We start from the raw sequence: 24,257 nt of genomic DNA on the forward strand, positions 1-24,257 counted from the left end.
CAAAAAGAAAGCGTTTGCAAAACTAACTTTGTATAAATAACTTATTTTTAATTTACGCTTGAAAGAGTGCTAATATGTGGTTATATTGGTGTTAATTAGCAGAGAAGAATGATTTGGAGGATAAATCATGCAAAAATTAGTATCAATCGATGTAGGTGGAACATCAATAAAATATGGCCTGTGGGATGAAAATACCAAGCAATTAAGTGACAAAGGAAGTATTGCAACACCTGATAATATTGAAGATTTTTATCAAGTTCTTCAACAAATTAAAGATAGCTTTAAGGATGTCGATGGAATTGGAATGAGTATCCCAGGTGCAGTAGACCAGCGCACGGGGGTGATTGGTGGTATTAGCGCCATTCCATATATTCATAACTTTCCAATCCAAAAAGAACTAGAGGCACGATTAGAAACTAAAATAACAATGGAAAATGATGCTAACTGTGCGGCTTTAGCTGAAGTATCAATTGGTACAGCTAAAGACATGAATAACGTACTATTTGTAGTTATTGGTACTGGCGTAGGTGGTGCGGTTGTAATAAATCGTCAAATCGTTCACGGAAGCCATCTTTACGGTGGTGAATTTGGTATGATGTTAGCGTTAGAAAATCAACAGCTTAGTAAAGTTGGAACGGCTGTGCATCTCGGTCAAAATTATAATGACAAATATGATAATAATTTATCCGGGCGAGAAGTTTTAGAACTTGCTTATAAGGGTGACAAAAATGCCATGAAAGAGGTACAAAAGATGTACGATAATCTTGCGCATGTCATTTATAATATTCAGTTCGGAATAGATCCAGAGGCAATCATTATTGGTGGTGGAGTTTCTGCTAATACTAATTTTATTAAAGGATTGAATCAAACTCTTCAAAACCTTATGATAAATCTTCGCGATATTCCAATTACTCCTCAAGTAAAGGCTGCAGAGTTACATAATGATGCTAATTTAGTTGGTGCGGCATATAATTTTTATAATTGATAATATTGGCCTTATTACCTAAGCTACTATAGCGAAATTTAATTACAAAAAACGTCCTTGATGTAGAGAAATACATCAAGGACGTTTTTTGTTTTTAAATATTATAAGCTAACAGTTTCTTTACTGTCTTTCAAATCGAATTCTTTAACTTCTGTTCCTACATGAACAAAAAGTTTTGGTTGAGCTGAAAGAACTGTAGTATCAACGGTTAAATTACCTCCGTTAACATCAACGGTAATTTCTCCAAGTACATTTCCCTTATTATCAACAACACGTTGTGAATGAGTTCCTTCGGTCATTTGATATAAGTGAAGTTCAGGAGCAGCTGCATAATTGTAATCAGCGTGTTCAGCATCAGGGTTAGTTAGTAAGATACTATTTTCACGAGCTAACAATGGAAGGTTCAAATAGTCGTATTCTTCAGTAATCCATTCACCATTACTATTAACATCATACACTTTATTAGTTAAGATGTTAGTCCATTTACCACCTGGAATATAGTACTTAACAGTGCCTTCTTCGTTGAAAATAGGAGCAACTAACAAGTTAGAGCCGAGCATGTATTGAGTATCCAAATGATAACTGTTTTGATCTTCGCCAAATTCAAGGAACATTGGACGCATCAATGGCACACCAGTTTCATGAGTACGGACAGCTTCATCATAGAGATATGGCATTAGAGTTAACTTGTTTTTAACAAATTTACGTGTTACGTCAACAGCTTCTTCATCGTAGTTCCATGGAACACGATATTCGATATTACCGTGGTAACGACTGTGAGAAGAAAGAAGACCAAATTGAGTCCAGCGCTTGTAAATATCAGCTGAAGCGTTATCTTCAAAACCACCAATATCGTGACTCCAGAAACCAAATCCTGAAAGGAGGAATGATAATCCACCGCGAAGTGAATCAGCCATTGAAGTATAACGTGATAAGTTATCGCCACCCCAGTGAACAGGGAATTTTTGTGAACCTACTGTAGCTGAACGAGCAAATACAGCAGCTTCGCCTTCGCCTTTCTTTTCCAACAATACATCGAAGACCGCTTTGTTGTATAAGTAAGTGTAGTAGTTGTGCATGCGTTTTGGATCGGAGCCATCAAAGTAAACAGCATCTTCAACTGGAATTCGTTCACCAAAGTCAGTCTTGAATGCATCCACACCCATATCCATCAATTCGCGGAGGTAATCTTTATACCACTCAGTCGCTTCTGGGTTAGTAAAATCAACGATGCCTTGACCAGCTTGCCATAAATCCCATTGCCAAACGTTACCATCGCTATGTTTAATGAAGTAACCTTTTTCTTTACCAATTTTGAATAAACGCGATTTTTGACTGATGTATGAGTTTAACCAAACACAAACTTTGAGACCTTTATCGTGAATTCTTGAAATTAGACCCTTTGGATCTGGGAAAGAATCTTTGTCCCATTCAAAACTTGTCCATTCAAAGCCCTTCATCCAGAAACAGTCAAAGTGGAATACATCAAGTGGAATGTTACGTTCTTTCATTCCATCAATAAATTTCATAACAGTTTCTTCACTGTAATCAGTAGTGAAGGAAGTTGAAAGCCATAAACCAAATGACCATGCTGGTGGAAGAGCTGGTTTACCAGTTAATGATGTGTAGTTTTCAAGAATTTTCTTTGGAGTAGGGCCGTAAATCACAAAGTATTCAAGTGATTCACCTTCGATACTAAATTGAACGCGTGAAGTATTTTCTGAAGCTACTTCAAATGAAACAGTTTCAGGTTGGTTAACAAATACACCGTAGCCTTTGTTAGTGATGTAGAATGGAATATTCTTGTAAGCTTGTTCGCTACCAGTTCCACCATCTTTTTGAGTAATATCAACGCTTTGACCATTCTTTACGAATGAAGTGAAACGTTCACCAAGTCCATAAACTAATTCGTCAATACCGATTGATAGCTGTTCACGCATGTAATGTTTCTTAGTAGCAGTTTCGGTGATTTCACCTTCAGCATTGGGTTCAGATTTAGTGATAACTTTACCATTAGCTTTAAATTCGATTTTAAAATCACTACCATCTACAGGAAATACAGCAGATAAGTCACCAGATTGGATCTTAAGTTGGTTGTCTTCTGTAGATGTTTCTAAATTAACGTGTTGATCGTTTAGACCAAAACTAGGTCCTTTTTGAAGTTGATCAAAGTGAGTTAATTTAACACCAATTACATTTTTAATAGGTGATGTAACGTCAATAGTAGTCATACCAAGATTTAAAGTATCACCACGTTCGTTAATCTTCTTATAAGGAGCAAATACTTGTACATTATCGTCATGAATATCGTAACTATATACTTGTTTCGGATTATTTACTTCGAAGCCTTCTTTATCTAACCAATAACCATTTGTAAATTTCATATTACTAATGAGCCTCCTTGAATTAATAGACAAATCAATTAATAAGCAAAACTAACAAACCTTTTCAAAAACAAATTGTAAGCGAATACACTTTTAATGTCAACGCTTTTATTATTTTTTGAAAACGCTTTACAAAAATATCTAAGCATGTATAATGTTGTTTGTAAATAGAACTAACAAACCTTTTGTATCATAATAAAAAATTAGGAAAAGGGTGCTAATATTATGGAAATACCACAAAAAGAACCAGTACATACACATAATTTAGTTTCATGGAAAGAACGTATTAGTTATGCTGTGAGTGATTTTGCATGTAACTTGTCATTCCAAATGATTGGAACATACTTAATGTTCTTCTATACAGATGTTTTCGGGATTACAGCAGCTGCAGTAGGAACGTTATTCTTGGTGGCTCGTATTGTGGATGCTATTGATGGTCCAGTTTGGGGATTATTAATTGATCATACCCATACAAGATGGGGTAAGAGTCGTCCATTCTTCCTATGGTTTGCTATCCCATTCGCAATTTTCTGTGTATTGTGTTTCACAACACCTAATCTAAGCATGGGTGGAAAGGTTGTTTGGGCATACATCACATATATTGGAGTAGATGTTTTGTATTCAGCTGTAAATATTCCAATTACTTCAATTTTGCCTAGTTTAACAAATGATACTGATGAACGTGTAACTCTAAGTACAATTCGTCAATTCTTTGGTACAGCAGGCGCAACCATTGTTACAGTTGCAGCATTACCAATGGTTAACTTCTTTGGTGGTGGCAATCAACAAAAAGGTTTCTTTATTAGTGTATTAATTTTGGCTATTATCTCTGCAATTTTATTATTAATAACTTTTGCTAATACAAGAGAACGTATTCAAACTAAGAGTTCAAGAAAATCCATTCCAGTTAAACAATCTTTGAAAGCGCTCAAGAAAAATTGGCCTTGGGCAATTGTCATTTTTATCAATTTTATTTACTGGCTTGGAATGCAAACCAAGAGTCAAGTTACTGTTTATTTCTTCAAATACAACATGCATAACGCCGGATTAGCTTCATTGGTATTAGGTTTACAAATTGTGGCATTGTTGGCAGTTGTTATTACACCAGCGGTAGCTAAAAAAATTGGTAAGAGAAATACCATGTTAATGGGAATGCTCTTAGCAATTGTTGGTCAATTAATTTTGAGTATAGGTGCAAGTCAATTAAGTGTAGCAATCATTATTGTTGCAACCTTGGTTGGATATCTAGGAACTGGTTTTGTTTCAGGATTAATTGCTGTTATGTTAGCTGACTCAGTGGATTATGGTGAATGGAAGAATGGTGTTCGTGCCGAAGGTATCGTTACTTCATTCTCTAGCTTCTCTGCTAAACTTGGAATGGGTATTGGTGGTGCAGTAACTGGTATGATTTTGAGTGCAGGTGGTTATGTAGCTAATGCTACACAAACAGCAACAGCCTTAAGAGCTATTGAACAAAATTACATTTGGGTTCCAATTATTGGTTTTGGACTATCAGCAATTGCTTTGTTATTCTACAAGGTAGATGGTGTTGAAGATAAGATGCAAGCAGATCTTGCAGCAAAACATCAAAAAGAAAACGAAGAAGAATAATATAAGTAATTAGGGAGAGCAACATGGTAATTCATAAAGAAACGATGAGATCAGCAAACGAAAAATCAGTTTTACAGAGAATTTTTACCGAAGGTCCGATTTCAAAAAGCCAGGTAGCTAGGGATGTTAGCCTAAACAAAGTGACTGTGTCACAAATAATTAATAAATTTATTTCAAGTAGATTGGTTGTTGAAGCGGGATCTGGAGATAGCACACAACAAGGTGGAAGAAAGCCAGAGTTGTTACGGATTAATTCGAAATATGGATATGTGGTTTGCATCGATCTTGGATATCAAGAATTATCAGTGCTTTCTATGTCAATTAATGGTCAAAAATTAGATAGTAGACACATAATTTTTGAAAATGACGATATAAGCACAGCCATTGAAAAAATATATGAAATATTGGCTGAATTTCAAGAAATGCATAAAGAACGATTGCTAGGACTTTTAGTATCGATCCATGGAATCGTTCATAAAAATCAAGTTATTTATTCTCTTTTTTGGAATATGAAACAAATTGATTTGGCTGATACGTTGTCAAAAAAATTTGATATACCAGTAATTTTAGAAAATGAGGCTAATTTGACAGCCACTTTTGAGCGCGATTATAGCGTAAATGAAATTCAGAATGCAGTCAGCATTAGTATGCATAAAGGTATTGGTGCAGGAATAATTATTGATGGCGAATTGTATCGAGGACGAAAAGGTGAAGCAGGCGAGATTGGTCAAACGGTTGCTTTTGAAAGCGAAAATCAGTCACTTGAGAAAAGCAACAAAATTGAAGACGTTTGTTCTCCCCAAGTAATTTTAGCGCGGATTAAAAATGCTAAAAAATTGGAATATATAAATTGGCAACTAGTTCGACAAATGTTTGATGATAAAGATCAAGAAACGTTAGAAATTTTAAAAGAGTTTGAGAATAATGTTGCAAAGATAATTAATAACGTAATTGTGTCATTTGATCCGGACGTGTTAGTTGTTAATGCATACATTTTCAAAGAATTTCCAGAAATTTTAGAACGAATAAGTAATGGTTTTGCACATGTTTCGGTTAGAAATACACCGATTGTTTTAAGTGAGAACGTTAAAAATGCAAGTCTTTATGGCGGCTGTGCCCAAATGATTCGAACTATTTTAGGTGTTTCGAAACTTAAATTACAATACAAAAAATAGAAGAGGTTTTTATAATGAGTGAATATTACGATTTTAACAAGATGGAATATATTGGTAACCAAAAAGGTCTAAAGGCTGGAGATGGTTTTCACTACTACAACCCAGACGGACTTATCCAAGGCAAGAAGATGAGCGAATGGTTGAAATTCTCCGTTGCTTACTGGCACACAATGGACCAACGTTTAGTTGATCCATTCGGAGATGGTACAGCTCAACGTCCATGGGACAAATTTGAAGATCCAATGGAACAAGCTTTGGCTAAAGTAGATTACATGTTTGAATTTTTGGACAAGATGAACGTTGAATATTTCGCATTCCATGATCGTGATTTAGCTCCAGAAGGCAATACTTTACGTGAAACTAATGCTAATTTAGACAAAGTAGTCGACAAAATTGTTGAAAAGATGCAAGAAACTGGTAAGAAAGTGCTTTGGAACACATCAAGTCTCTTTACTAACCCTCGTTTCGTTGCGGGTGGTGCTACAGCACCTTTTGCTGATATCGTTGCTTACTCAGCTGCTCAAATCAAACATTCTTTGGAAATTGCTAAACGGGTAAATTCCATGAACTATGTTTTTTGGGGTGGTCGTGAAGGTTACGAATCATTACTCAATACTGATATGAAACTTGAACAAGAACACATTGCTAAATTCTTCCACATGGCTAAGGATTATGCTAACGAAATTGGTTACACAGGACAATTCCTGCTTGAACCAAAACCAAAGGAACCAACATCACATCAATATGATACAGATGCGGCAACAACAATTGCCTTCCTTAAGACCTACGGTCTAGAAAAAGACTTTAAGTTAAACCTTGAGGGTAACCATGCTTATCTTGCAGGCCACACTTACGAACATGAAGTTCGTGTGGCTCGTGACGCTGGCTTACTTGGTTCGCTTGATGCCAACATGGGTGACAAGTTGATTGGTTGGGATATTGATGAATTCCCTAATGATATTTATGAAGCAACCCTTGTTATGTATGAGATGCTTAAGAATGGTGGCCTAGCTACTGGTGGTTTAAACTTTGATGCTAAACCAAGACGTCAATCATTCACTATGGAAGACCTCTTCTTAGCTCATACTGCAGGTATGGATACTTATGCTGCTGGATTGAGAGTAGCTGCTAAATTACTTGAAGATCGTGTATTTGATTCAGTAATTGAAGATCGCTACAGCTCATTCAAGTCTGGTATCGGTGCCGACTTTGAAAATGATAAGGTAACCTTCAAAGAACTTGAAGATTATGTGATCGATAAGCCTCAATCAGAATTGATTGCCGCAACAAAATCTGGTCACTTAGAACAATTGAAATCAACATTAAATAATTATATTTTTACCGTATTAGGCAAATAAGCGAAAAGGTGGCGAATTGCCACCTTTTTATTTTGAAGAGGTGAATGACATGGAAGTTGTATTAGGAGTAGATTTAGGAACAAGTGCGGTTAAGGTTTCAGCCGTAAGCCGTGAAGGAAAAATTGTCGCCCAACAAAGTGAAGCCTACAGTTTGAATCAGCCCGAACCAGGTTATAGTGAACAAAATCCGGAGGATTGGGTAACCGGAACAACTGCGGCTATCGACCGGTTGATTAAAGTGGATGGTATCAAACCGGATGAAATTACTGGGATTAGCTATTCTGGACAAATGCATGGACTGGTTCTATTAGATGACCATAATCAAGTTTTACGCCCAGCTATTTTGTGGAATGATACCCGAACAACGGAACAATGCAAAGAAATTCTAGATACAATGGGACAAGATTTTATTGATATCACTCGTAATGTTCCACTAGAAGGATTTACTTTGCCTAAACTTTTATGGGTAAAAGAAAATGAACCAGAACTCTTTAATAATGTATCAGTATTCTTATTGCCCAAGGATTATCTAAGATATCGGATGACCGGGAAAATCGCGATGGAATATTCGGACGCGGCAGGAACCGTAATGTTAGATGAAGAAAACAAAACTTGGAGTACGAAGATTGCGGACGCCTTCGATTTGCCTCAAACAATCTTCCCGCCATTAATTGAATCCATTGGATTCGCTGGTACGATTGGAGATACGTATGCGAAGTTCTCCGGATTGAAGACGACGACTAAGATCTACGGCGGAGCCGCTGATAATGCGGCAGGAGCGATTGGAGCCGGAATCTTAAGTTCTAATCAAGTCCTATCTTCAATTGGAACTTCCGGAGTAGTATTGAAGTATGAAGATAATGCCGATGTCGATTATAAGGGAGCATTACATTTCTTTAACCACGCTATTCCAAATAAATTTTATACGATGGGAGTGACCTTAGCGGCGGGCTACAGTCTGAGTTGGTTTAAGAAGACTTTTAGTGCCGATCAAGATTTCACAGAATTTGTAAACGCCGCAGGCGATTCCACCGTCGGTGCTAATGGTTTGTTATTTACGCCATATATTGTTGGCGAACGGACTCCATACCCTGATGGTGACGCGCGCGGTAGTTTCATTGGAATTGATGGAACCCATAATAAGGCAGACTTTACCCGGGCTGTATTAGAGGGAATTGTCTTCTCGTTCAAAGATATTATGCGAATCTTTGCCGAAAAGGGTAGTGATTTTGATACGGTAGTATCAATCGGAGGAGGCGCTAAGAGTCCACTATGGCTCCAAATTCAAGCCGATGTTTTCAATAAAAAAGTGGTTACTTTAAAGAATGAACAAGGGCCCGGCTTAGGAGCGGCAATGATTGCCGCTGTGGGAGTCGGTTGGTTCGATTCATTGAACGATTGTGCCCAAAAATTTGTGTCATATGATCAAGAATATGTGCCTAATAGTGGTAATGTTGAAAAATATGAAAAGATGTATCGATTGTATAAACGAGTGTATGGTCAAATTGCAGAAATCAGTCATGGATTAATGGAATATAGACGAAATAATCTCTAGAGGGTATTTATAAAGGCTTTCTCCAAATTAGTGGAGAAGGCTTTTTTATGTGAAATGAAACATGTTTCATGAAATGACACGTGTTACATAGGTTAGAACCCTGTCGCAAGGCATTTAAAAATGTTTTATTTGCATTTGTAATTAATTTGTGATAAGCATGTAAACAAAGTAAAGCAAAACGAAAGGGAGTACCAGTTATGAATACAAAAAGAGATTTTATTGACACTAATACATATACACAAGAGGAAATCAAATACATGATTAATCTTGGTCTTAAGATAAAAGAATCAATTAAGAATGGTTACTAGCCACTACTTCTAAAAAATAAGACGCTTGGCATGATTTCTGTAGAAAGCTCAACTAGAACTTCTGCAGAAGCTATAAGAAAATTAGATGCTTAGTGGAAAGTAATATTAACAGGTTATAACTATATTAGTTGCTAGGAATTGGATAGTTAAAAAGAGGACTGAACGATTTTAGAATACTGTTCAATCCTCTTTTTTAGTGAATAAGCTAATTTTTAATTAGTAAATAATTTTATTATTGAATATTATTTTCATGTAACTTTGCAAGTTTAGTAGCATTTTCAGTAACGCGTTTTTTGCTAAGTGGATAGAAGAATAGAAGCAATAAAGCAGCAAAAGCTAAACAGAAAGTTGGAATACCGGTTGCTAAGTTATAAATACGGTGAATAACAGCGTCATTCTGAATGACTCCGCCACCTGTAGATGATTGGTATCCAATGAAAGTAAGCATAAAACCACCAAATCCACCAGCGATAGCTTGAGCAACTTTTCGTGCAAATGAATTTACTCCATAAACAATTCCATCTTCACGGACACCAGTGAGTACTTCGTGATTATCAATAACATCAGTAATGAATGCCCAAACCATTAAATTGAACATACCGGCACCTAAAGAACCAAAGAAAAGCATTACTAAGTAAAAAGCAACACTTTGAGTATGTACTACTAATAAAGTACCATACATCAAAGCTCCAAAAAGTAAAGCAACAATTGACGTTTCCTTGCGTCCAAATTTTTTAGTGAGATAGTGACCAAATGGGGCGAGTAAGATGACAGTAGCAAAATTAAAAATTAAAGCAACAGCCATAGCACTCTTGTTTTTAAAATAATCGTTGAATAGATATGAAATCATAGTTCCCGAAAGATTTTGATTAATAACAACCATGATATCAACTAAAACTAAAACAACTAACGCCTTATTTTCAAATAGACCCTTAACTAAACGACCCAAAGGGACTTTTTCACTTTTTTCGGTCCTAACACGTTCAGTTGTTAAGTGAATGGTTAATTCATAGCACACCCATCCTAGCACTGCACAAGCTGCTACAACCCAGAAAAAACGAGTTCCTGAAATTTTTTGTGTTGCTCCGATGTAAATAAATAATGGAATAATGTAACTTGTAATGGCACTACCTAAAGCCGAACCGAGGGCACGGAATGTAGATAGAGAAGTTTTATCATTAGGATCACTACTAATCGCGGAAGCCATCGATCCGTATGGAATATTAACGGTAGAGTAGAAGATTCCCCATCCGAGATAAGTAATGAATACCCAGAGTAATCGAACTGGAAGAGCCCAAGTTTGTACAATTGGCACGAATAATAGCACTAGAAAAATTAATAATGGGTATTGCATACGACTCATCCAAGGTTTAAAACGACCTGATTTGTGAAGTTTACTGTTATCTACAAGTCGACCCACGGTAATATCTGCGAATGCATCTACAAAACGTGCTATGAGAAATAATATTCCAATCTGGGCCCCTGTTAATCCAAGTACGTTTGTATAAAAAATCATCAAAAATGAGTTAACAACGTTGAAAGAGAAATTATTTCCAATGTCGCCAAACATATAACCGACCTTATCCTTAATATTAAAAGGTTTAGTATTTAAGGTAATGGTTTTTTGTGTTTTATCCAAAAGTGGCACGCTCCTTTAATTTTTAATCTGATATATCAGTACAGCAAAATAATATCACTTAAAGAAAGCGTTTTCAATGGAAAATTAATATCACATAAAAAAATACAACATTGTGGAATAATGTTACACAGATAAAGTTAAAAAGTAATTTTTTACTTATTGACAGCGTTTACATAACATATTAAAGTGATTACATACTGATGTATCTAATATATCACTTGTTGGATAAATATTTTCTTTTACAAAGTTAAAAAAGGAATGGTGTGACTTTAGATGAAAACAAGCCGAAATTTATTGAATATTAAAAATAATGACGATTATTTAGATATTAAGACCGATGGAGCTAACTTTAGGGTATATCTTTTAGATGAAAATATTATTCGGATTCGCGGAACGTTTGATGATGAATTTAAACCCGAACAATCTTACGCATTAGTTAAGACAGCTTGGGAAGATACAACTGACGGATTATTAGCGAACGAAAGAAAAAAAGTTACTCCAATACAAATTCAAATGGTAGAGAAAGAAGATAAATATACAGTACAAAATGGGAAATATGCACTACATATCTATAAAGCACCATTTTATTTTGAGATTGTAGATAAATATGGAAACGTAGTACATAAGGATCTGCCACGACGTTCTTTTGTTATGGATGATAATGGACGGGAATACCATTACAGTACGATGGGAGATACGAATAAATTTTATGGATTCGGAGAAAAATCTGGGGAATTAAATAAATTCAAACGACGTATGCGGATGCATAATACAGATTCATTAGGATGGAATGCCAAAAAATCAGACCCTCTATATAAAATGATTCCGTTCTACATTAATTTTAACACTGAAAATAATATTGCAACTGGTTTATTCTATAATACAGCACATGATTCAGTTTTTGATATGGATTGTGAACATAGTAATTATTGGTTAAGATATAGCTATTTTCAGTGTGATGGTGGAGACCTTGATGTATTTTTTATTGGCGGACCAACTATTAAAGATGTAGTAGAACATTATACGGATTTGACTGGAAAATCTGCAATGATGCCAATGTCTTCATTTGGATATATGGGCTCTACAATGTTCTATACAGAACTAGAAAAAGATGCGGATAAGGCTATTTTAGATTTCGTTGATACATGCAAAAAGAATGATATTCCTTGTGATGGATTCTTTCTATCTTCAGGATACACTTCAGGAAAAGACGGTAAGAGATATGTATTCAATTGGAACAAAAAGCGATTTTCAAATCCCCAAAAATTTGTTGAGGAACTAGAAAAAAAAGGAGTTTTGTTAGCTCCGAATATTAAGCCAGGAATGTTATTGACACATCCTTTTAAGAAAGATTTTGAGCAAAACAAAGCATATGTCAGAAACCAAAATAACGATGATGATCAAGTTGATCAATATTGGGGAGGTGCAGCTCACTTTGTTGATTTTACAAGCCCGAAAGGTAGAGAGACTTGGAAAAAATATATGAAGAGGTCCTTAATTTCGAATGGAATAAGTTCAATCTGGAATGATAATAATGAATATGAGATTAATGATGATAATGCTAGAGTAGACGCTGAGGGTCAAGGCAAAACCATTGGTGAATTGAAGCCTGTTATGTCGACGATGATGGCAAAGGCTGCTAAAGATGCAATTAACGAAGCTATGCCTGAAAAAAGGCCATATTTAGTGAATAGAGCGGGCTTTGCTGGTATACAAAGGTACGCACAAACTTGGGCAGGAGATAATTATACAAGTTGGACGAACTTAAAGTATAATGTTCCAACTATCTTAGGCATGGGATTATCTGGTGTGGCAAATCAAGGTTGCGATATTGGTGGGTTCGATGGGCCACTACCAGAACCTGAACTATTTGTCCGTTGGGTACAAAATGGGATTTTTCAGCCTAGATTTTCAATTCATTCATGTAATACCGATAATACAGTTACTGAACCTTGGACATATCCGAACTATACTAAATATATTAGAGATGCAATTAAACTCAGATATTCGTTAATTCCTTATTTTTATTCTCTTTTACACATTGCAGCTACTAAGGGTGAACCGATTATGCGTCCACTTGTCTACGAATTTCAAAATGATCCAGCCGTTGCGGAGGAAAGTTTTGAGTTCATGTTAGGACCATCATTATTAATAGCCAATGTCCTTGAACGAGATCAAGTTCAAAAACAAATATATCTACCTGAGGGCACGAAATGGTTTGATATGAAAACTTCGAAATACTACGATGGTGGTCAAACAATTGAAATACCTGTTGATTTATCTAGTATTCCGATGTTTTTAAGATGTGGCAGTATCGTTCCACAGAGTAAAGAGCTTAATAACGTTCATAATGATTTAATTAATAAACTTGAATTGATGATTGAGCCAAGTACGGAAACTTCGTTTACAATTTATGAAGATGATGGGGTGTCCAATGACTATAAAAAAGGAGAATTTTTGGAGACCAAAGTTCGAGTTAAACCCGATTCAGATGGAGTAAATATTAATGTACAACGTGAAGGAAGTTATCAAACTAAAGTTAAAACTATTGAATTAGAAGTTTATTGTTCAAAGATAGCACCTTTGACAGTGAGAATTGAACAGGAAGAATTGGATAGATATCTTAGTTATGAAAAATTTAAAGATACTAATTCAGGATGGTATTTTGACGGAGAGAAACGAAGAGCCTTAATCCGTTATGCAAATCCAAAACAAAATATTTATCAAGTTGGAGTTAATTTTCATGTGAAAGATTTGATTTCAATTTAATAAATAAAAGAAATTCCGTATTTTTACGAAATACTCCCTAATTATTTAGGCCCTAAGTCAACAAGTGTTGATGAAGAAAATCAATTCATTTACGAATTGGTTTTCTTTTTTAGCTTTAAATATAAATTTGATATATATAATCTCTTAAGTGTTTTCAGTTTCTATATACGTAAGTGTGCGATGGATTAGTAGTTTTGGTTTTAAGTAGTTGTAACAATCTTTCTTTGTTTTGATACCGAATGGTATCAGCAATGGATTGAACAACAAAGTAGACTTCAGAAAAATCCGAATTAGCACTAATATCTTCGGAAACAACTTGTTTAGAGGTTAAACAATCCTTTAAATGTGATTTCTAAGTAGGATTTTTCGACTCTATCTGATTGAATGGTTTTAAATATAAACTCCAATAGTATTTTAAAAGGCGATATTCTCTAGAGTTCCATTGAGATTGATGCATAGTAGCGATTTTAACTTGAGTGGTTACACGATTTAACAGTCTTACGACTGGATAAGCTATAGTATCGTTCGAAGTGATAAATAATATTTCTATTTTCGGTATCAGTTTTAAGGACATTATCTTGTATAAAGACAGTACAGAATATATTATCATCTGCTTTCAATTGGGTTTTAGTCGACATGATTGTAGCACTAAGGATGAGGAGATGTCCTTTTTTGCGTAAAAAAGTGTCGATAGACAATTTTTATTATCCATCGACACTAGTTATTGTAGAGCCATTATTTAGAAAGTAAATCTAATAATTCTGGGGTTTCTTATGCCAAAATATACTAAAATATTTAAGGTGGATTAGTTTGTGAACATTAAGTTAGGATAAGCATCGTATAAAATACTCTCCAAAAATTAGCGATGATAAGTATGTGTACCGTCTGAACTAAATTTGCTTAACCAGTTCGTTTAATTCCTTTATTGAAGCATTAAACCAGAGAAGCACGCCAAAAGTAAAAACTATGTTAGAAATATTTTTAGAAACTCTAACTAAATTTACGATCATTATGGATGGAGCCAGTCATGAACTAATAACAATCGTTGTTAGTGAACATGCGGATTTAAATTAAAGTGTCGCCGAATATGTTAGTGGCACGACAACCAAAGAATTTCTGTAGAAAGGCTTGACTTCCGATGAATTTCGAGAATAATCCATCGTATAAAATTAAATATATTTTGTCTAACTTTTTATTACCCTTTTACGTTTCTGTTATAACGTCTTTCTAAACTAATATAGTAAAGTGTCTTTTTTTGATACAAAACTCAAAGCGATTACACAGTAACTTAAAGATACAATCCAAGCCAATTGATTAGAGTAACAGATCATAGTATAACTGAGTGATGTAATTGCTAAATATCCACCAATGGACCTTCCGATTAATTCACCAACTCCAGAAATAACAGCATACATACTATGTCCTAATCCTTGTAGGGTGTTTCTGAATATCATAAGACTTCCGTGAATAATAAAGAAATAGCTTACAATGGTTAGATATTGATGAGTCATTGAAAATACTGGTCCCTTACTAACACCTAAAACTAGGTTAATAATCGGTTTTTTTAAAAATAAAATAAGTATAAAGGAAAAAAGGGACCAAATAATTTGGATAGTTAAACTTGCTTTGATACCATTTTTTAATCTAGCTGATTGTTTAGAACCATAATTTTGTGCCATATATGTAGCAACGGCTGCCCCTACACTTTCCATAGGAAGTGTGAATAATTGACGAATTTTATCACCAGCGGATTGTGCTGCAACGGCATAGATACCTAATGAATTGATAGCATTTTGCATAACAATGGCCCCCAGCGCAGAAATAGAGTACTCCACTCCCATTGGAAAACCTATGATACAAATATGCGTAAAAATTTGAAAATTAAAAAAATTACGAGAAAGTGAAATTTTAACAAACGAAGGATGTTTAATGTAATACACAATATTTAAAATACCAGCGAAAAATTCACTAATAACAGTGGCAATAGCAATACTATTTAGTCCAAGATTGAAGAATAAAATAAAAATTAAAGCTAAAACAATGTTTATAGCTAAAGATAGAATTAAGAAGAAAAAAGGATGTTTAGAATCACCTTGAGCTCGTAGGATACTCGAAGAATAATTATATAGAATATTGGATGGAATTCCGCAAAAAGAAATCATAGTAAAATTTGTTGCGATAGACATGATTTCTTGAGGTGTATTCAAAATTTCTAACAGATAACCAGCCACCATAATCATTAGGGGAGTAATTGTAAGAGTTAATACTAAACAAATTAGTGAGCCATTAAATAAGTCTTTTTTTATAGCGTCATGGTTTTTAGCACCAAAATCTTGCGATAACGGAATGCTAAAACCTATACAAGAGCCTTGAATAAAACCCAAAACTAAAAAGCTTAAAGGGTAATAAGCTCCAATTGCTGCTAATGCATCAATTCCAAGAAATCGAGAGACAATTATTGTATCGATAAAGTTATATAATTGTTGGAAAATACTTCCCCCAATTAAAGGCATAGAAAAAATAAGAATTTTAATGAAAGGTTTACCCTGGGTTAAATCGGCATTAAGTTCTTTAGAAGTCATGATTTTTCTCCATATTTTTTTGATTAAAATGCAATACAGGTATATCAGTTTATAGGCATTAAGGGTTATTTAACATTAATATACAGGGTAATCGAAAAAATTTCTAGTTAAAATTTAAGCTAAAATAAGGAATAATCTGCTATTGACAGCTTTTTTTTATGTGATAAAATGAAAGCGTATTCAACGATACTAGTATATCAGTTGTCGATTATCAATTATCAATAAATACGTAATGGAGGGTTTGAGAGTTATGGTTAAAATTACTGATGATTATCTAACTAATGGTAATTATTTTGCTGAGTTAGGTATAAAAGTACCAATGTATGAACAAGATACTATTATTAAAAAAACGAAGGAATCGCCTCGTTGGGTTCATTTTGGTGGTGGAAATTTATTTCGTGCTTTTCACGCAGCAATTGCTAATAAGTTAATCAATGATAAAAAAATGGAAACGGGCGTAACTGTTGTAGAAACTTATGATCAAGCAGTCATCCCTGATGTATATGATAAATATAATAATCGCGTGGTACGCGTTATTACGAAAGCGGACGGTACACAAGAACGTGAATTGTTTGCTTCAGTCGGAGAAGCAATCTTTGCTGGTCCAACTGATGCAGGCCAAAAGGGTTTCGAACGGCTAAAAGAAATTTTTGCAGCGGATAGTTTACAAGTCGTTTCTTTTTCAATTACAGAGAAAGGATATAATCTAAAAAATGGCGCTGGTGAATACTTCCCAGTTGTGGCAGAAGATTTAGAAAATGGTCCTAAATATCCTAAAAATAACATGACAACTTTGGTGAGCCTCCTCCTTACACGCTACGAAACTAATGTCAAGCCATTGACTTTACTGAGTACAGATAATTTTTCACAAAACGGAGATCGATTAAAGTCAACGGTGTTAGAAATAGCTAATGCTTGGAAAAATAATGGCTTTGTTGATGAAAGTTTTATCAACTATTTGTCGGATAAGGATAAAATTTCCTTCCCATTATCAATGATTGATCGTATTACTCCTAACCCATCCGATAAGATTTCAAATGATTTAAGTGAGGATGGATTTGAAGATGCAGATATATTACACACACCGCAGCATACTAATATTGCTGCATTTACTAATACCGAAGAGGCACATTATCTAGTTGTTGAGGATAGTTTTCCGAATGGACGTCCTAAATTTGAAAAAGCCGGCGTAATTATGGCAAGCCGAGATACGGTAAATGCTGCTGATGAAATGAAAGTTACTACTTGTTTGAATCCTTTACATACTGCATTGGCAATATTTGGATCAGTGCTAGGGTTTAAATCAATTGCTTCAGAAATGGAAGATGAAGATCTAGTAGGTTTGATTAAGAAAATCGGATATACAGAAGGATTGCCGGTGGTTAAAGATCCTGAGGTGATTAATCCGAAAGAATTTATTGATGAATTAGTAACTAAACGTTTACCAAATCCATACATTCCAGATACACCTCAACGGATTGCGACGGATACTTCACAAAAATTAGCAATTCGTTACGGGGTTACTATTAAACATTATGTTCAAACACCAGCACTTGATCCTAAGAATTTAAAGTTTATTCCATTGGTAATTGCAGCTTGGTTACGTTATTTAATGGCAATCGATGATAGTGGAGAAGAATTCCAACCAAGTCCAGACCCGTTATTCAACGAGCTACACGAACAAGTTAAAGATATAAGTTTTGGAAATGCTGATGGCATTCACGATAAAGTAATAAAAATATTATCCAACGTAGATATATTCGGAGTTGATTTATACCAAGTTGGCTTAGCAGAGAAAATTGAAGCTGACTTTAAGAGTATGTTAACTGGTAAAGGTGCTATTAAATCAACATTGCATAAGGCTTTGCAATAAAAAACTATTCTTTTAAGAAAGTGTGGAAAAGGTAATGACAGAATACAAAATAGCAGTTGTTAATTCTAGTAGTTTTGGACAAGTTTTTAAAGAGCATTGGCAAGAATTAGAAGAAATCGGAACGGTAGATCGTTTTATGGTGGACCCTAATATACCTGGTTCTGAATTGGCTGAAAAACTACGCGGTTATAATATTATTGTTTCTAGCGTAACGCCATTCTTCAAAAAAGATTTCTTCGATAATAAAGATGAATTATTATTAATTTCACGCCATGGTATTGGTTATAACAACATTGATTTGAAAGCTGCTAAGGAACATGGTACAAAGGTTACAATTGTTCCTCCATTGGTAGAGCGTAATGCGGTTGCAGAGAATGCTTTAACTAATTTGATGGCACTTGTACGACAAACAGGTGCTGCGGCTCAAAGAGTTAAGGATGATCATTATGAAGACCGTGCTCAGTTTATGGGACATGAATTTTCTGACAAACAATTTGGTGTAATTGGTTGCGGAAACATTGGTAGTAGGGTGGCAGAGTTATTTAGTTTCTTTGGGAAAGATGTCATGGTAACCGATCCTGATCCTCATGCTCCAGAAGGCTGGTTTGAAAAACATCCTAATATCAAACGGGTAGAATTAGATGAATTACTAGCAAACTGTGATTATATTTCTTTGAATGCGTCATTAAATGCAACCGATCAACACATGATCAATGCTGAAACTTTAAATAAAGCTAAAAAGGGTGTTTTCTTTGTAAATCATGCTCGAGGAGCCTTGATTGACGAAGAAGCAATGTTGGATGCAGTAAAAGCTGGAAAAGTTGGTGGCTATGCAGCTGATACGATGGAAGTGGAGCCAGTGCGTGCTACACATCCATTCTTGAGTGATGAACATTTCTTGATTACACCGCACACATCCGCATATACATATGAATGTTTACATGGTATGGGGGAAAAATGTGTATCAGATGTTAAAAATATGGTTAGCGATACTCCACTTGTCCGTGAATTGACAAAAAATGTTAAATAACACATTATTAAATTACGTGGAGGAATTTAAAAATGAATGATAAGAAAATTAAGATTGATCCAAACCAGTTTGCGCTAGCAGTAGTTGGGGGTTCTAAATTAGATAATCCAGATGATATTAGAGCAAGCAAAGATGGGTTGAAGCGCTATTTAGCAGCTTATATGCTAATTGAGGAATTTAATAAGTTAGAGTCAAGCCAATTCAAATTCTACAACAGAGAAGATCGTGAAATGTTGGCACAAGCGCTAAAAGGATTAAGACTCTAGTGATTCAGGGAGAACAACGCTAAATATTATTAAATTGAATAATGTTTAGCGTTTCTCTTGAAAAATCATTGAAAACGTTTTCTGTTTAGGTGTATGATGACACGTAGAAGGAGTCCAAACATCTGGGGCTGTTTAAGACTCTTTTGAGTGTCACAGACCACCTTTATTTTCCTAAAATGTTCTCGTGAACATTTTGGGAAAACTTGTTTCGGAGGGTGAATTTATGGCGGAAAATACGCATGCAAATGAAGTAAAAGTTTCTAAAAAAACAGATGTATTATTAAATGATTCAACTAAGAGAATCCCTAAATCACAACAAATTGCATATGGATTTGGTGATATGGGTAACGGATTTATGTTTGACTTAGGTCAGGCTTATCTAACTAAATTTTGGATTGATGGTACGGGAATTTCGGCGGGAATCGTTGGGGCAATTTTTGCCTTCACCAAAATTTTTGATGCTGTTATGGATCCAATCGTTGGAGCCGCAGTAGATAATCGTAAAGCGGGCAAGCATGGTAAATTTAGGCCGGTGATGATGCTCTCAGCTATTCTACTAGCAATAATGACAGTTGTAACATTTACAATGCCACTTGGGTTAAGTATGAACCAGAAGATTATGTATGCTCTTATCACGTACATGATTTGGGGTGTGTTTTACTCAATGACCAATGACCCGTACGGATCATTGGCTTCGGTTATGAGCCGTAATCTGGAAGATCGAAGTTTCATGTCGACTACTCGTCAAATTGGATCAGTAGCAGCGCAATTGATTGCTGGGGTTGCATTCATCCCACTGATGACGGCTACTAGTGGTGGTCATCCGCTACACGGCTACACAATTTCTGCAGCCATCTTTGCAGTCGCGGGTGTGTTAGGATTCTTAGTTTGTTTCTTAGGTACACGTGAAAATCTTCATGTTAAACGTGCTAATGGTGAAAAAGAGGGGATGAAGGATTACTTAAAAGTTGTATTTACCAATGGACCTTTAGGAGCCTTGATTTTAATGACGTTGTTTACTATCTCGGCTATGAATACTAATAACCAAATGATGGTCTTTTACGCTCAATATAATTTAGGAAATATTGGATTACAACCGATTATTAACTTTATCATGATGGGAAGTTCAGTCGCGGGTGTGTTTATGGTGCCAGCACTAACGAAGCATTTTGGACAAAAACGTACAGCGATTGTGAGCTTATTTATCGGAGCAGTTGCTAACGCTATTAACTTTGTATTACCAACGAATTTATATACATTTATCTTATTTGTCACCATTGGTTACGTTGCGCTAGCTATTCCAAACGGTATCACATGGGCAATGGTATCTAACGTAATCGATTATGGTGAATGGCATACAGGCACTCGTAAAGAGGGTATTACATATGCAGCATTCAATTTCTCACGGAAAATCGCTCAATCAATTGCAGCCTTAGTTTCCTCAGGGCTACTAGCAATAACTGGTTATGTAGCAAATCACGCGCAAACTAGTGCAGCTCTAAATGGTATTAAAATTGCAATGACATTGTATCCAGCAATTTGTTTAGCACTAGCAGGGATAATTCTGTTACTCCTATTCCGTTTGGACGATGAGAAATTTACAAGAATTTCTAACGACTTAGATCATGGTCATTGGGAAAATGGAAATTTATAAAATAAATTTAGAAAGAGGCAATAATAATGAATTTGAAAAATTTATTAACAGATGTAAAAACTTTAATAGAAGACCGTAATGCTGATGTAGATAGTGGGATTTATAAACCATCTGTACAGATTGATCGTCGCAATGTTTACCTGATTTACCGTGAAGGTAGAAATAAGAGCTTGGTAGTATATGAAGATGCAAGAGCTATCAAAGATTTTCAAGCAGATGAATGCCTAATCGATGATGACTATGCTTTGATTAAGGCTCCACTTAATTTCTTCAATAACAAAGCTTTAGCAAAACGTTTTGCATGGATTAATCCTTCATCACGTCATGGTCACAAATATACTTTAGGATTAGGAGATCGTTTGGGAAATGCATCGAATGCACATCTCAAGTTACTAAAAGGAAAGGGAATCTTTCCTGTATTAGCTCAACAATCAATTCGTGAATTACTTTTGAGTAATCGTACGTTCACAGATGTAATTCAAGCAGCTTCTTGGTCTGTTTTTGAAGAAGGATATACGGATGGATGGGGCGCAGATGGTGATCATGTAAAGAACGCTTATGAAATTGATTATGCCGTTCGCTCTGGTGCAACAATGATTACCTTAGATTTGACGGAAAAGACTCATACAGAATTCTTGAATTACTCTGATGAAGATTTGGATGCAGAATACAATAAGTTATCAGATGAGATTCGTCATGGATTTGAGGAAAAATATCTAAACAAGAAATTTGACTTAGGTAATGGACAAACTGTTGAATTTACAAATCGTGATTTAAAAGAATCCGTATTGGTATTCAACGAAGGGGTATTGTTTGCCGAATATGTAAATGAAAAATTTGTTAAACCATTTGCACTAGATTTTGAAATTTCAGTTGATGAAACACCAGTCTCAACAACTCCTGCACAACACTATTTCTTTGCTAACGAGCTAGCTGATGCAAATGTTACACCAGAAACATTGGCACCGCGTTTCTACGGTGAATTCCAAAAGGGGATTGATTACATTGGTGATCTTGCTCGTTTTGAAAAAGAGTTTGCTGAACATGAAGCAATTGCTGAAAAATTCGGTTATAAACTAAGCGTTCACTCTGGATCAGATAAACTATCAGCATATCCAATTATTGCTCGCTTAGCCAACGGTTACGGATGGCATGTAAAGACTGCCGGTACAAACTGGCTCGAAGCACTTCGAGTGGTCGCTCACGAAGATCCTAAGTTCATGTTAGAACTTTACAAGTTTAGCTATGATAATTTAGATGATGTTAAAGCATTTTATGTCTTTAACGCTCAAACAGATGGAAAGGCTCCAAAGCCAGAAACACTAACTGAAGATGACGTAAAAATGCTATTAGTGGATGATGATGCTCGTCAAGTATTGCACACAATGTATGGGTCAATATTAGGATATACAGTTAATTACAAGAACGTATATCGCGATCGTTTGTTTGACATTCTGGAAACACATACGGATGAATACGATAGGTTCCTGAATATCCATATGGCAGAACATGTTGACTTATTACAAGGTGTAGAAACAACTAAAGAAGCAGTTTTGGCTAAATATGAACCTAAAAATTAATTAATCTAGGAGGATTAAGTTTATGAAGTTTTTAGATAAGGATTTTTTACTCGAAAGTGATATGGCTAAGAAGCTTTTCCATGATTATGCGGAAAAAATGCCAATAATTGATTTTCATTGCCATCTAAATCCTGAGGACATTTATGAAAATAAAAATTACCCTAACATTAGTCGGATCTGGTTAAATGAGGGTACATATGGTGACCACTACAAATGGCGTTTAATGCGTGCCAATGGTATCGATGAAGAATTGATCACAGGTGATGGGGATGAATACGAAAAGTTCCTTGCTTGGGCAGACACGATTGAACATTCATACGGAAACCCTCTATACGAATGGACTCACCTAGAATTGAAACGTTTCTTTAATATTGACGAACGTTTGACAGTCGAATCAGCTCCAAGAATTTGGAAGAAAGCTAACGAGCTTTTAGCAACAGACGATTTTAAGCCTCGTAACTTGATTAAAAATTCAGATGTAAAATTAGTAGCTACAACAGATGATCCAGCTTCTGATTTGAACTACCATAAGTTGTTAAAAGAAGAAGAGGAAACAAGTGGTTTTAGAACTCTTCCAGCAATGCGTCCTGATAAATTAATGCAAATTGAAAAACCAGGTTTTGGAGAATATTTAAATACACTTTCTGAAATTTCAGGAATTTCAATCAAGTCATTCGATGATATCACAAAAGCTCTTCGTCAACGTTTTGAATTCTTTAGTGAAATGGGTGGACGCCTATCAGATCATTCATTGCCAACATATCATTTTGTTGAACTATCAGATAGTGAACTTGATCAAATCATTGCTAAAGCAATTAATGGTGAAAAACTAACTGGAGAAGAACGTGATGGTTACCTTACAGCTTTGCTTAAAGTATTAATGAGTTTGAATAATGAATTTGATTGGGTAATGCAATTCCATATCAATTCTGGACGTGATTTAAATACTCCAATGTATGAAAAATTAGGACCAGATACAGGATTCGATTCAATGGGGACGCAGCCTGATATTGTAACTGGACTACAAAAATTACTAACAGAAATGTCAACAAAAGATATTACGCCTAAGATGATTTTCTATTCATTGAATCCAAATGATTGGATGGAAATTGCAACTCTTATGCAGTCATTCCAAGGCAAGACAAAGCAACGTCTTCAATTGGGTGCAGCTTGGTGGTTCAATGATACAGCTGAAGGTATGGACGAACAGTTACGTGTATTTGCTCAACAAAGTTTGCTACCTAACTTTGTAGGTATGTTAACTGACTCACGTAGTTTTCTATCATACCCACGCCACGAGTATTTCCGTCGCGTTTTATGTAACTTCTTAGGAAAACTATCTGAACAAGGAAGAATTCCAGAAGATACAGAAGTAATGGGTAAAGTTGTACAAGATATTTCATACAATAATGCTTATAAGTATTTTGGATTCTTTGATTAATTACTAATATAAAAATAACGACTCTGGCTTGAATTTGGTTCAAGTCG

General features: G+C 35.2%; 15 protein-coding genes and 1 pseudogene. 13 read left to right on the top strand and 3 right to left on the bottom strand.

What is annotated here, in order from left to right:
- Window positions 1–127: 127 nt before the first annotated feature.
- Window positions 128–985 (top strand): ROK family protein, encoded by an 858-nt coding sequence (locus tag IV86_RS06815; protein WP_002834331.1) that lies wholly within the window; start codon window positions 128–130, stop codon window positions 983–985.
- Window positions 986–1,086: 101 nt separating this feature from the next.
- Here the strand turns inward: IV86_RS06815 and yicI are convergent, their stop codons facing one another.
- Window positions 1,087–3,369: an alpha-xylosidase gene (yicI, locus tag IV86_RS06820; RefSeq protein WP_002834435.1), complete on the bottom strand. Its 2,283-nt coding sequence runs from the start codon at window positions 3,367–3,369 to the stop codon at window positions 1,087–1,089.
- 225 nt (window positions 3,370–3,594) lie between these two features.
- Between yicI and IV86_RS06825 the strand changes: the two genes are divergently transcribed.
- The 5 genes and pseudogenes from IV86_RS06825 to IV86_RS08845 form a co-directional block, all read left to right on the top strand.
- Window positions 3,595–4,980 carry an MFS transporter gene (locus tag IV86_RS06825; RefSeq protein WP_002834436.1) on the top strand — a complete coding sequence of 462 codons (1,386 nt, stop codon included), beginning with the start codon at window positions 3,595–3,597 and terminating at the stop codon, window positions 4,978–4,980.
- 23 nt (window positions 4,981–5,003) lie between these two features.
- Window positions 5,004–6,155 carry an ROK family protein gene (locus IV86_RS06830; protein ID WP_056979456.1) on the top strand — a complete coding sequence of 384 codons (1,152 nt, stop codon included), beginning with the start codon at window positions 5,004–5,006 and terminating at the stop codon, window positions 6,153–6,155.
- Window positions 6,156–6,169: 14 nt separating this feature from the next.
- Entirely contained in the window at window positions 6,170–7,513 is a 1,344-nt protein-coding gene (gene xylA / locus IV86_RS06835) for a xylose isomerase (protein ID WP_056979457.1), read from the top strand.
- A 49-nt stretch (window positions 7,514–7,562) separates the two neighbouring features.
- On the top strand, window positions 7,563–9,068 hold the full coding sequence (gene xylB, locus IV86_RS06840; protein WP_002834439.1) for a xylulokinase: 1,506 nt from the start codon (window positions 7,563–7,565) through the stop codon (window positions 9,066–9,068).
- Window positions 9,069–9,265: 197 nt separating this feature from the next.
- A pseudogene (locus IV86_RS08845) lies at window positions 9,266–9,436 on the top strand (putrescine carbamoyltransferase); the annotation flags it as partial.
- A gap of 172 nt (window positions 9,437–9,608) precedes the next feature.
- Here IV86_RS08845 and IV86_RS06845 read toward each other — a convergent pair.
- Window positions 9,609–11,015 (bottom strand): MFS transporter, encoded by a 1,407-nt coding sequence (locus tag IV86_RS06845; RefSeq protein WP_002834440.1) that lies wholly within the window; start codon window positions 11,013–11,015, stop codon window positions 9,609–9,611.
- A 273-nt stretch (window positions 11,016–11,288) separates the two neighbouring features.
- Here IV86_RS06845 and IV86_RS06850 point away from each other — a divergent pair, with 273 nt between their 5' ends.
- Window positions 11,289–13,784 (top strand): glycoside hydrolase family 31 protein, encoded by a 2,496-nt coding sequence (locus tag IV86_RS06850; RefSeq protein ID WP_056979458.1) that lies wholly within the window; start codon window positions 11,289–11,291, stop codon window positions 13,782–13,784.
- Window positions 13,785–15,016: 1,232 nt separating this feature from the next.
- On the opposite strand, the gene IV86_RS06855 is transcribed toward IV86_RS06850, so the two are convergent.
- Window positions 15,017–16,435, bottom strand: coding sequence for an MATE family efflux transporter (locus IV86_RS06855; RefSeq protein WP_307724819.1), 1,419 nt, complete (start codon window positions 16,433–16,435; stop codon window positions 15,017–15,019).
- Window positions 16,436–16,616: 181 nt separating this feature from the next.
- On the opposite strand from IV86_RS06855, the gene IV86_RS06860 reads away from it, so the two are divergent.
- From IV86_RS06860 to uxaC, 6 genes are all read left to right on the top strand, one after another.
- Entirely contained in the window at window positions 16,617–18,239 is a 1,623-nt protein-coding gene (locus tag IV86_RS06860) for a mannitol dehydrogenase family protein (RefSeq protein WP_055125931.1), read from the top strand.
- Between the two features lie 34 nt (window positions 18,240–18,273).
- Window positions 18,274–19,269, top strand: a complete 996-nt coding sequence (locus IV86_RS06865) for a D-isomer specific 2-hydroxyacid dehydrogenase family protein (protein ID WP_002834445.1) — start codon at window positions 18,274–18,276, stop codon at window positions 19,267–19,269.
- A 32-nt stretch (window positions 19,270–19,301) separates the two neighbouring features.
- Window positions 19,302–19,535, top strand: coding sequence for a hypothetical protein (locus tag IV86_RS06870; protein ID WP_002834446.1), 234 nt, complete (start codon window positions 19,302–19,304; stop codon window positions 19,533–19,535).
- 223 nt (window positions 19,536–19,758) lie between these two features.
- Complete coding sequence (locus IV86_RS06875; protein WP_036673295.1) at window positions 19,759–21,189, top strand: glycoside-pentoside-hexuronide (GPH):cation symporter; 1,431 nt, start codon at window positions 19,759–19,761, stop codon at window positions 21,187–21,189.
- Window positions 21,190–21,215: 26 nt separating this feature from the next.
- A complete protein-coding gene (locus tag IV86_RS06880) occupies window positions 21,216–22,769 on the top strand; it encodes a tagaturonate epimerase family protein (protein ID WP_002834449.1) in 1,554 nt (517 codons plus the stop codon).
- Between the two features lie 22 nt (window positions 22,770–22,791).
- A complete protein-coding gene (gene uxaC, locus IV86_RS06885; RefSeq protein ID WP_002834450.1) occupies window positions 22,792–24,210 on the top strand; it encodes a glucuronate isomerase in 1,419 nt (472 codons plus the stop codon).
- The last annotated feature ends 47 nt before the right edge of the window (window positions 24,211–24,257 follow it).

The organism is Pediococcus pentosaceus (assembly GCF_001437285.1).
GTDB classification, from domain to species: domain Bacteria; phylum Bacillota; class Bacilli; order Lactobacillales; family Lactobacillaceae; genus Pediococcus; species Pediococcus pentosaceus.